At 64.7% G+C, this 10,630-nt stretch carries 8 protein-coding genes; 6 read left to right on the top strand and 2 right to left on the bottom strand.

The features are described from left to right. Nucleotides 1-18: 18 nt before the first annotated feature. A complete protein-coding gene (gene hrcA / locus ACY34H_RS08025; protein WP_464976959.1) occupies nucleotides 19-1,035 on the bottom strand; it encodes a heat-inducible transcriptional repressor HrcA in 1,017 nt (338 codons plus the stop codon). A 59-nt stretch (nucleotides 1,036-1,094) separates the two neighbouring features. Next, on the bottom strand, nucleotides 1,095-1,805 hold the full coding sequence (locus tag ACY34H_RS08030; protein WP_464976960.1) for an HAD family hydrolase: 711 nt from the start codon (nucleotides 1,803-1,805) through the stop codon (nucleotides 1,095-1,097). A gap of 100 nt (nucleotides 1,806-1,905) precedes the next feature. Between ACY34H_RS08030 and ACY34H_RS08035 the strand changes: the two genes are divergently transcribed. The 6 genes from ACY34H_RS08035 to ACY34H_RS08060 all read left to right on the top strand — a co-directional run. Then, nucleotides 1,906-3,324, top strand: a complete 1,419-nt coding sequence (locus tag ACY34H_RS08035; protein ID WP_464976961.1) for a metallophosphoesterase family protein — start codon at nucleotides 1,906-1,908, stop codon at nucleotides 3,322-3,324. A 206-nt stretch (nucleotides 3,325-3,530) separates the two neighbouring features. Further along, nucleotides 3,531-4,130, top strand: a complete 600-nt coding sequence (locus ACY34H_RS08040; RefSeq protein WP_464976962.1) for a hypothetical protein — start codon at nucleotides 3,531-3,533, stop codon at nucleotides 4,128-4,130. 24 nt (nucleotides 4,131-4,154) lie between these two features. Further along, a complete protein-coding gene (locus ACY34H_RS08045) occupies nucleotides 4,155-4,763 on the top strand; it encodes a hypothetical protein (protein ID WP_464976963.1) in 609 nt (202 codons plus the stop codon). A 311-nt stretch (nucleotides 4,764-5,074) separates the two neighbouring features. Beyond that, nucleotides 5,075-8,458, top strand: coding sequence for an RHS repeat domain-containing protein (locus ACY34H_RS08050; RefSeq protein WP_464976964.1), 3,384 nt, complete (start codon nucleotides 5,075-5,077; stop codon nucleotides 8,456-8,458). Beyond that, nucleotides 8,455-9,009, top strand: a complete 555-nt coding sequence (locus tag ACY34H_RS08055; protein WP_464976649.1) for a hypothetical protein — start codon at nucleotides 8,455-8,457, stop codon at nucleotides 9,007-9,009. Before ACY34H_RS08050 ends, ACY34H_RS08055 begins: the two co-directional genes overlap by 4 nt. Next, nucleotides 9,006-10,630, top strand: a 1,625-nt coding sequence (locus ACY34H_RS08060; protein ID WP_464976965.1) for a COG1361 family protein, incomplete at its 3' end; no start/stop codon positions are given. The genes ACY34H_RS08055 and ACY34H_RS08060, both read left to right, overlap by 4 nt.

Consider the following 10,630-nt stretch of genomic DNA (forward strand, 5'->3'; position numbering starts at 1 on the left):
CCCGCAAGGGCCGTTTTTTCATCCCTGGCTCAAGGCGTTCGACAGCAGCCGCGACGTGATGTCCACGATCGGGATCACCCGTTCGTACGCCATCCGGGTCGGCCCGATCACGCCGAGCGTGCCGACGATGCGCCCATTGGCTTCGTACGGCGCGGTGACCACGCTCATCTCGTCCAGCGGCACCAGGGTCGATTCGCCGCCGATGAAGATCTGCACGCCGGACGCTTTCGACGACACGTCCAGCAACTGCATCAGGCCGGTCTTCTGCTCGAACATGTCGAACATCTGGCGCAGCGACGTCATGTTCGATGACAGGTCGCTGACCGACAGCAGATTGCGTTCGCCGGAAATCACCATGTCCTCGCCGGTATCGGCCATCGCTTCGCTGCCCGCCTCCACCGCCGCCTGCATCAGGCGGCCCATGTCGTCGCGCAGCTGGCGCAGTTCGCCCTGCATGCGGGTGCGCACTTCGTCGAAGGCCAGGCCGCTGTAGTGCTGGTTGATGAAGTTGGCCGACTGCTGCAGCTGCGACGGCGTGTAGTCGACGTCCGTCAGCAGCAGCCGGTTCTGCACGTCGCCGCCGGGTGCGACGATCACGAGCAGGATGCGTTTCTCGCCCAGGCGCAGGAATTCGATCTGCCGGAACACCGATTCGCGGCGCGGGCTCATCACCACGCCGGCGAACTGCGACAGCGACGACAGCATCTGCGCCGCATTGGCGATCAGTTTCTGCGGCGGCTGCGACTGCCCGCGCAGTTTGGACTCGACGGCGCGTTCGTCCATCGGCTGCACGGTCAGCAGCGTGTCGACGAAGATGCGGTAGCCGCGCGGCGTGGGTACGCGGCCGGCGGAGGTGTGGGGACTGGCGACATAGCCGAGCTCTTCCAGGTCGGCCATGATGTTGCGGATCGTGGCCGGCGACAGGTCAAGGCCGGAAATCTTCGACAGCGCACGCGAGCCGACGGGCTGGCCGTCGGCGATGTAGCGCTCTACGAGGGCTTTGAGCAGGGTTTGGGCACGGGTATCGAGTTGCATGATCGGTTCACAGCACAGGCTAGGGACTCATTATGCACCGCCGGGAGCGCGCCGGGAATTCAATCGGCTAACTGTTGTTCCAGCCACGCAATCAGCTCGCCCACATCGCGGCAAATCGCATCGGGAACGATGCCCGCTTCCAGGTGCGCGGTGCTGCCGGTGCGGTTCATCCACACCGCCTTCAGGCCCGCCTTTTGCGCGCCTTCCACGTCGAGGCGCAGGTCGTCGCCCACGTACACGGTTTCGTGCGGCGCCACGCCGAGCGCTTCGCACGCCGCCAGGAAGATGCCGGGATCCGGTTTCGCCTTGCCGAAACGGCTGGCTGCCAGCGATACCTTGAAATGGTGGGCGAGACCGATGACTTCAAGATCGGCATTGCCGTTCGAGACCGATCCCAGCGTGACCTTTTCGGCCAGCCGCTGCAGGCCGGGCAGCACGTCGTGGTACAGGTTCACCGTATTGCGCGCCGCCGTGAAATGCGTGATCGCCCCGTCGAGCCGGGCCAGGTCTTCGCCCACGTGGTTGAATGCGGCTTCCAGTGCGGCGCGGCGCAGGCCGATCAGGTCCAGGTGATGCTCGGGCTTTTCGGCCAGCAGCGCCATGCGGCGTTCCCGCAATTCTTCGATCGTGAAGGTCTGCGCCACCTTCGGCGCGTGCTCGGCGAGCCAGGCGTGCAGGGCCAGTTCCGCTTCGGCGATCACCGGGCCGATCGGCCACAGCGTATCGTCCAGGTCGAACAGGATGGCTTTGGGTCGTGCGATGTCGTTCATGGCGTCATTGTCGCATGGCCGGGCCCGAAAGGCCGGCCTGCTATCGCATCGGTATTTGGATGGTGCTAAATTAGCGGACTGTCATCGTTCAGGGGTCATCATGCGTCTCAACCCTTCATGCTTCGCGCGTCCAGTGTTCACTTCCTGCACGCTGCTGGCAGCCGCCATCCTGGCCGGCTGCGCCACCGCGCCGCTGCCGCCGGACGTTCTGTCGACCTGGGTAGTGCTGGGCGAGGATGGTGCGGCGACGGCGCGCGTGATCACCGCGGCCACGGCCTGCCCCACGCTGGACATCGATGGCAGGCCGGTACCGATGGCGGTACGCGCCGCGCCCGCCACGATTGCGCAACGGCCTACCGCGTCGAGCCCGGCGGATTCGAAGCCGTCGGCCTTCCCGGTGCTGGCATGCGAAGCGCCGCTGCCGGCCGGCACGCAGAAAGCCGCATTGGCCGGCATCGAACTGCCGTTGCCAGGGCACGAGGCGCGGCGCATCGTCGTCATCGGCGACACCGGCTGCCGGCTGAAGAAGGCCGACCATGCCTGGCAAGCCTGCAACGACCCCGAGCAGTTCCCGTTCGCCAGCGTGACGGCGGCCGCGGCCCGCTGGCAGCCGGATCTCGTGATCCATGTGGGCGACTACCACTACCGGGAAAATCCTTGCCCGGACGGCAATGCCGGCTGCGCTGGCAGCCCGTGGGGCTATGGCTGGGATACGTGGCGCGAGGACTTCTTCCGTCCCGCCGAACCGCTGCTGCGCGCCGCGCCATGGGTCATGGTGCGGGGCAACCATGAAAGCTGCGCGCGGGCCGGCCAGGGCTGGTGGCGCTTCCTCGATCCCCGCCCGCTGCAGGCAGGACGCGACTGCAATGCGCAGGCCGACGACGCCATCGGCGACTACAGCGATCCGTATGCGGTGCCGCTGGGCGGCGATGCGCAACTGATCGTGGTGGATACGGCGGCCACGTCATGGCGCGGCCTGAAGCCCGGCGACACCGGCTTTGCCCGCTATCGCGACGCCTACCTGCAGAGCGAGGCGCTGTCGCGGCGCAGTACCTGGAACCTGCTGGCGAACCACCATCCGGTGCTGGGCTTCGGCGCCGGCCTCGACAAGGCCAGCCAGTTGCGGCTGGAACTGGGCGACGCCGGGCTGCAGCAAAGCTTCGGCTCCGTCAACCCGATGCTGCTGCCGCCGCGCGTGCAGGCGCTGCTGTCCGGCCACGTGCATATGTGGCAACAGCTCAGCTTCAGGACCGATCATCCAAGCCAGTTCGTGGCCGGCTTTTCCGGCACGCTGGAAGATGTGGTGCCGCTGCCGGAAGAGGTCTCCGCCGTGCAGCCGGCACCCGGCGCCGAGATCGCGCACTTCAGCGTGTGGCAAGGCGGCTTCGGCTTCATGACGATGGAACGCACGGGGCCGGATGCCTGGCAGGTGGAAGTCCATGACCGCGACGGCAACGTCCGCAACCGCTGCCACCTGCAGGGACGCATCTCGACCTGCGCCATCGCGCGCGTGCCTTGAATGCGCGGCCATGGCACGGGCCTGACACAGGTCGTTACAAGGATTTTGCGCGCCGGGGCTTGCCAAATGCACTAAAATAGGCGCCGCTTCCGGCTCAGTACACGCCGCTTCCGGCCCAGCTGCATCACCCGTCGGCCCGGCCCCGAAGCTGCCGGTTCAGCCGCCGCCCGGCATTCGCCCCGATCAATTTGGAGATGGTTATTGTTATGAAGAGTATGTATGCGCGCGCAACCGCAGGCGCGCTGTGCGCCGCGATGCTGGCCGGCTGCGGCGGCGACGACAACGGCAACCTGACGCTGCTGGTCACCGTGAACGGCCTGACCAAGCCAGGCCTGGTGCTGAAGAACGGCGACCAGACCGTGGAAGTGTCCCTGGGCAGTACGCAGGTGTATTTCCCGAACCTGATCGCCGAGGATTCCACGATCAACATCGAAGTCGTGACGCAGCCGACGGCTGCCGTCTGCCGCGTGGACGAAGCTTCCGGCAAGAATGTCAAGGCCAACTACTACAGCGCGCTGCGGGCACAGGTCTATTGCGAAACCAACAGCTACAAGCTGGGTGGCACCGTCAGCGGCCTGACGCAGGACCAGCTGGTACTAGCCCTGGGCAACATGACCGTGACGATCCGTCCCGAGACCGGCACGAACTTTGTCTTCCCCGGCAACGTGTACGACGGCGCCGCCTACGGCGTGACGGTGCTGCAGCAGCCCGAAGGCCTGGCCTGCACCGTGGACAATCCTACCGGCATCATGCCGTCCGGCGACAAGTTGAACCTCGCGGTCGCGTGCGTTCCACGCGCGTCCTGAACACCGCCCTATTTGGAGAATTAGATGAAAGCAACATACCTTGGCACGGCGGTGCTGGCGGCTGCACTGGCACTGGCTGGCTGCGGCGGCAAGTCGGAATTCACGATCACCGGCGGCCTCTATGACTCGGTGGGCAATCCCGAGCCCCTGAAAAATCCGGGCCTGGTCCTGGCCAATGGCGACGACGAGATTTCCATCCCGGTCGGCGCCACCACGTTCAGCTTCCCGAAAACCGTCGAATACGGCAGCAACTACAACGTGGTGGTGAAGACCCAGCCGCAGTTCATGACCTGCAACCCGCAGAGCTCGGCAGGCGTCGCCGGCCGCATGGAATCGGTCGCCGTCGCGCTGCGCTGCACGCAGAATGTGCGCTCGGTCGTGGTGGTCGTCAAGGGCCTGACCGAAGCAGCGGCCACCGATGCCAGGTTGCAGCTCATTAACGGTTCGACTGTCCAGGAAGTGACCGCCGCCGCGGCGGGAACCAGTTTCTCGGGCATTCCTGTGGGCTCGTCTTACGGCATTACGGTCTTCCAGCAGCCGCTCAACCAGACCTGCACGGTGACCAATGGCGCCGGCATCATGGGCGATGCCGACCGGGCCGACACCGTGGTCAATTGCGTCAAGAATCCGTGATATTCACAAGTGGAATGATGGGCATTCTTAAAATAAAGTAGATCAATATGCGGCAGCGCATCATAATCACTCCCGTCTCCTCCACTTCTTTCTGAGAATTGGATTTAGCCGGCTCCCTGGAGCCGGCTTTTTTTTCGCCTGAAAAATGGTCAGGTGGCTCTGCCGTGTGGCGAGTTGCTGCACCGGTGTTGCGCGCATGCATCCCTGGGCAGGAAAGAAGCTCGCAATTCTTTCCTCTTGGCAATTGTCAATATTGATGAGCCAAAAGAATGGAACTCTCGTCCTCAGCGAAATCACTGAGGGAGGCATGTATGAGGTTCCAGCGGACCGAATTTGGAGTCGAGGCACGGCGCGGCCTGACAATCCTGGCGATCGTCGCGGCCGTACCGTCGCACGCGCAAACCGTTACGTCGTACAGTGAGCAGAACAAGCTGATTCGCGCGCCGAACGCCGTCATCAGGCTCGGTGACGACCTGTTCGGCGACAAGGTCAATCTTTATACGGGGACGCTCGAGTTCTCCCAGACTGACGTCAGCCTCCCCGGAAACAGCACGATTCCGGTGTCCGTCGGACGTCGCTTGGTGGCAGGGCAGGAAGCGAAGACGGGCACCTTGTTTGGCGGTTGGGATCTCGAAATTCCGCATCTGCACGGCATATTTTCATCGGCAAAAGGCTGGACCAATCCCCACGGGACCGGCGCTCGCTGCTCGAGTTTCGGCGTTCCGCCAACGATTTCCACGCCCGCAAGCGGCGGCACCGCTTCCTGGATTGGCACCGAATACTGGCACGGCAGTTTCCTCTACATCCCCGGCCAGGGCGACCAGGAAATGCTGGTGCGTACGGCGTCCTACATTGCCGCACCCGCCGGTAATCCCACCGCCGCATATCCGCTCGTGACACGCAATAACTGGCAGATCCGCTGCCTGCCCTCGCTGGCCGCCAGCAATGGCGCCACGGGAGAGGGTTTCGTTGCCGTCTCCCCCGACGGCACGCAGTACCAGTTCGACTGGCTGGCGACGCGCTCGCTGCCCGCGATGCAGAAATCGTCACTGGCGCCGAGTATGGGCATGGCACCCGACCCGCAAGGCGATGCCAGTGCCGGAATCGATACCAACCTGCCACAGGAAATAGTCGCAAGCCCGCAACTGAACCGCGTGGAAGTCTGGATCCTGCCAACGGTCATCACGGATCGTTTCGGCAACAAGGTCAGCTATACCTATGACACGGCGAACAAATGGCAGCTCAAGTCCATTGTGGGAACCGATGCAGCGGGCAGCCCAAGGACGCTGACATTGACGTACGTCAGTCCTGGCTCGACCAATCCTGCCGTGAAAAGCGTGTCCGACGGTACGCGAACCTGGACCTACAGCTACAGCGGCTCCGGCCTCGCAGCCCGGCTCAATACCGTTACGTTACCGGACGGCTCGGCATGGCAGCTTGCCGGAGCAAGCCCGCTCGCCGTCGGGCTTGCGTACCAGGGAGACGGCAACTGTGACGGCCCCGGGATCGTTTATGACACCGCCGCAAGCGGATCCATGCGGCACCCTTCCGGGGCAACCGGCACATTTACATTGACCCCGACCCGCCACGGCCGTGCCGGCGTACAAAACAATTGCCGATTCGATGTGATGGCGCAAACGTACACGGCCACGTACCCACGCTTGTTCGACACCTATGCGCTGACGAGCAAGCAACTGGGCGGACCCGGTCTCGATACGCTGACATGGACCACGCAGTATCCGGAGGCGAAGTCGAGCTGGGCACCATGCAGCGCCTGCCTAGCCGAGAAAACCGTCCGCGTCACCAACCCCGGCGGAGACATTACCGAGCACACGTTCGGCACCCTGTCCCGCGAAACCGAAGGCCAGCTGCAAAAAAAGGAAGTGGCCAGCGGTTCCGGCGACGTTCTCCGCTCGATCACGATGCACTATCGCGCCGCAGTCGCCCCTTTCGGGGTGAGCCTGCAGCCGCGCGGCGATGGCTACCTGTCGGCCCAGGTCATGGAGGTGGACCGGCGGGTCACCTCGCAGCAAGGCGAGGAGTTCACCTGGGAGGCGAGCACCTTCGATGCATTCGCTCATCCGACCGAAGTGACCAGATCGAGCAGCCTGGGTTTCTCGCGCAAGGAAAAGACCACCTACGACAACAACCTGTCGAAGTGGGTGATCGGGCAGGTCGGGGAGGTGACGGTGGAGGGCAAGCCGATGACCAGGCATACCTACGATCCCGCCACGGCCGCGCTCTCCAGCGTCAGCAGCTTCGGCAGCCTGCAACGGTCGATGACCTATCATGCCGACGGCACATTGCAAACGCTGTCGGATGGCGCCCGGCAGACAACCACGTTCAGCAACTACAAGCGCGGCATCGCCCAGAACATCGGCTATGCGGACGGCAGGAGCGAGAGTGCCGTGGTGAACAACCTGGGCCGGATAACGTCGCTGACCAACGAGGCCGGATCGACGACGGCCTTTGGCTACGATGCGATGGGGCGTATCGCATCGATTACCTATCCTGCGGGCGATACGGTAGCCTGGGCCGCCACGGGCATCTCGTTCACCCGCGCCACCAGCAGCCAGAACGGCTTGCCGGCCGGCCATTGGCAGCAGCTGGTCTCGACCGGCAACGGACATGCCAGGACCTACTTCGACGCACTATGGCGCCCTGTGTTCGTCGAGCGCTGGGACAGCGGCGACAAGGCAAATACCTTCCGCATCACGCGCCAGCGCCACGACCACGCGGGCCGCACCACGTTCGAATCGTATCCGCAGCGCAGCCATGAAACGCTGGGCGGCGGGATATCGACTTCCTACGATGGCCTGGGCCGCATTACCGGCACGACAGCCGACAGCGAGCTTGGCAGCCTGTACACCAGCAATTCCTACGATGCCGGTTTCAGGACCACGAAGATCGATGCCCGCGGCAACCAGACTACCCATGAATACCAGGCCTTCGACGATCCCGACGACGGCGCCCTGGCCAGGCTTGCCATGCCGGAGAACGTGACGGTCGCCATCGCGCGCGATCTGTTCGGCAAGGCGAAGACCATCGTTCGCAGCGGCGCCAATTCGAGCGTCACGCGCAGCTATGTGTACGACGCCAATGAGCGCCTGTGCAAGACCATCGAGCCGGAAGCCGGCGCAACGGTGCAGGCCTACGATGCCGCGAACAACATCGAGTGGCGCGTGACCGGCGCGGCCCTGGCTTCGGCGGGCAGTTGTGACACGGCCACGGCGAAAGCCATGACCGCATCGCGCACCACCTTCGGCTATGACAAGCGCAACCGCATGACGGCATCGACGTTCGGCGACGGCAGCCCGCCGGTCACGCGGACCTGGACGGCCGACGGCCTGCCGGAAACGATCACGTCGAACGGCGCGAAATGGACCTATACCTACAACAAGCGCCGCCTGCTCGAACGGGAGAGCCTGGCCTATGGCGCGCGCGTGTACGACATCGACCGCGGATACGACGCCAACGGCTCGGCCGCGAAACTGGCGTATCCCGCCAACAGCCTCACCATCGATACGCGCCCAATGCGCTCGGCGAACCGACCAGGGTGGGGAGCTACGCTACCAACGTCACGTATCACCCGAGCGGGGCGATCGCCGGTTTCGTCTACGGTAACAATATCGTCCGCAGGCTCACGCAAAACACGCGCGGCCTGCCGCTCGCGGCAAGCGATGGCGCGGTGTTGAAGGACACCTATTCATATGACGGGAACGGCAATGTCAGCGGCATTGCCGATGGGGCGGGAGCAAATACCAGCCGCACCATGCAGTATGACGGCCTGGACCGGCTGAAAAGCGTGACCGCGTCCAGCCTGTGGGGAACCGCCACCTACCGCTATGACGCGCAGGACAACCTGACCGCCGTATCGGTGTCGGCCGGCGCCAATGCGCGCAATACGCTGCTGGCCATCGATGCCGGCACCAACCGGCTCAAAGCCGTCAGCGGTGGGCCGGCGAAATTCACTTTCGCCTATGGCTACGATGCCCGCGGCAACATCACCGCGCGTGGCGCGCAGGTCTACACGTTCGACCTCGCCAACCGCATGACGGCTGCGAAGAATCTCGCCACGTACCAGTACGACGGCCTGGGACGACGCGTCAGCATTGTCGGCACGGACGGCCATAACCGCGTGCAGGTCTACAGCCAGGCCGGTCAATTGCTGTATTCGACGGTTGGCACGCAATCGGCCACCCGCTACGTCTATCTGCACAACCACGCGATCGCGGAGGTGAAATGATGCGCGCGCCCCAATCCCGCCGCGCCGACGCCGGCGCGGGCCACTCGACGTGGCTCGAATTCGTGCTTGGCCTGCTGATGGCACTCATGCTGTGCGTGGCGGTAGGGGGCGGCGCCACTGCCCAGGCGCAAACGCTGCCTGCGCCGAACGTGCAGGCGCCGCCGGGCGAAGGCGACGATCCCTACGACGATGCGGCGGTGACCAGTTACTCGGTCCCATCCAGCATGGAGGCCGGAAAGTGGTATGACGTGTCGGTCACGATGAAAAACACCGGCAACACGAGCTGGCGCCAGGCCGCCGTCCAGCCCTACCGGCTCGGCTACCTTGCTGCCGGCAACCAGTTCGGTGTCGGCCGGATCGACCTGGGCGGCCGCACGATCGCGCCGGGGGCCAGTTTCACCTTCGCCTTCAGCGTCAAGGCTCCCGCCACCCCCGGCAATTACGATTTCGTCTACCAGATGCTGGTGGAGCACGTACGCTGGTTTGGCCAGACGTTTCGACGAACCGTTGCCGTCGTGGTACCGGCCCCCATCCACAATGCGCAGATCACGGCGCTTTCCGTGCCCACCTCGATGGTGGCCGGGAAGAGCTACGGCACATCGGTCACGCTGAAGAATACCGGGAACATCACCTGGGTCAAGGCCGATGGCTACCGGCTGGGCACGTCGAGTCCCATCGACAACACCATCTGGGGTATGGGGCGGATCGAAATGGGCGCTGCCACGGTGGCTCCCGGCGCCAGCACCACCGTCAGCTTCAACGTCACCGCGCCGGCCACCACCGGTACCCATGCATACGACTGGGGCATGCTGTGGGAGCGTCACCTGCGCTTCGGGGCGACGACGAAGACGATGGTCACGGTCACCGCCCCGGCAGCGACACCGAAACCGAAACCGACGATTTCGGTGTCGCTGCCGGCAATGACCGCTGGCCAGGCGGTGACCCTGGCATGGTCGACGTCCAACGCGACATCGCTGTCGCGCGTGTGCACGGCGTCCGGCACCGGTTATGCGGTGAACGAAACGGTGGCGGTTAATGGCTCACGCACGGTGACGCCGCAGGCCGCCTGGGTCAATTACCCGTCGAACTGCACCTGGAAGGCGACAGGCGCCAGCGGCACGACGACCTACACCCACACGATGACGACGGCGGCGGCACCGACGCCGCCAACGACGCCAACGACACCGCTTCCCACCATCAGCGTTACCCGGCCGGCGCTCGTCGTCGGCCAGGCCGTGACCATGAAATGGTCCACGACCAATGCCACGTCGCTGTCACGCGTGTGCACGGCATCGGGGACCGGTTACCAGGTCAACGAAACGATGGCGCTCAGCGGCTCGCGCTCGATAACGCCGCTGGCGGCCTGGGTAGGCTATCCGTCGAACTGCACCTGGACGGCAAGCGGTGCCGGCGGGAAGACGGCCCATGCCGATCCCATGACGACCGCCGCGAATGTCAACGTCACGTATATCCACACCGATGCGCTGGGCAGTCCGGTGGCCCGGACGGACGGCACGGGCAATCTCATCAGCCGGACTGCCTACGAACCCTACGGCTATACCGCTGCGGGCGTGGTGCCGACGCTGGGGTTCACGGGGCATGTGAACGACTGGGACAGCGG

Source organism: Pseudoduganella sp. jia 9 (assembly GCF_055502615.1).

Bases quoted from the DNA above. Each gene is read 5' to 3' on its own strand.
- hrcA (WP_464976959.1), bottom strand. From the start codon at position 1,035: ATGCAACTCGATACCCGTGCCCAAACCCTGCTCAAAGCCCTCGTAGAG.
- ACY34H_RS08030 (WP_464976960.1), bottom strand. From the start codon at position 1,805: ATGAACGACATCGCACGACCCAAAGCCATCCTGTTCGACCTGGACGAT.
- ACY34H_RS08035 (WP_464976961.1), top strand. From the start codon at position 1,906: ATGCGTCTCAACCCTTCATGCTTCGCGCGTCCAGTGTTCACTTCCTGC.
- ACY34H_RS08040 (WP_464976962.1), top strand. From the start codon at position 3,531: ATGAAGAGTATGTATGCGCGCGCAACCGCAGGCGCGCTGTGCGCCGCG.
- ACY34H_RS08045 (WP_464976963.1), top strand. From the start codon at position 4,155: ATGAAAGCAACATACCTTGGCACGGCGGTGCTGGCGGCTGCACTGGCA.
- ACY34H_RS08050 (WP_464976964.1), top strand. From the start codon at position 5,075: ATGAGGTTCCAGCGGACCGAATTTGGAGTCGAGGCACGGCGCGGCCTG.